The organism is Oleiphilus sp. HI0086 (genome assembly GCF_001635225.1).
Genome location: NZ_LWFZ01000348.1, coordinates 1 through 394 on the forward strand (window position 1 = coordinate 1; position 394 = coordinate 394).

At 44.4% G+C, this 394-nt stretch carries 1 protein-coding gene; it reads right to left on the minus strand.

What is annotated here, in order from left to right; genetic code table 11:
* Window positions 1–362: HAMP domain-containing sensor histidine kinase (locus A3756_RS04460; RefSeq protein ID WP_197481162.1), on the minus strand; the 362-nt coding region annotated here is incomplete at its 3' end.
* Window positions 363–394 lie beyond the last annotated feature (32 nt).

The window sequence follows — 394 nt, forward strand, 5'->3', positions numbered from 1 at the left end:
CCGACACCATAATGTTCTCGATTGTGTTCGTTATTTAATTGCCCGACTTCGGTAAAGATCCGCTTATGGTCTCGCGGGTCTATTCCGATGCCTGTATCTGATACTTCAAAGATAATGCGTTGTCCGCTAGTGGGGTTGAAGTCAGTGTTAAGGCGAATGTTGACGCTACCGCTTTGAGTGAATTTGATGGCATTATCAACAAGGTGCTGCAGCATTGAATAAATTTTCTTTTCATCGCTTAGCATTGTTAGGCCATCAGGGTAATCAATTGAGAAGTCCAAGCCTTTTTCAAGCGCTGCTTGCCTGAAGTTGGTTTCGAGCTTTAAGGCGAGAGAGCTGATATCGAAGTTTTTTGATATCATTCCCTTAGCGCCCAGAGAGGCGCTGGAGATAT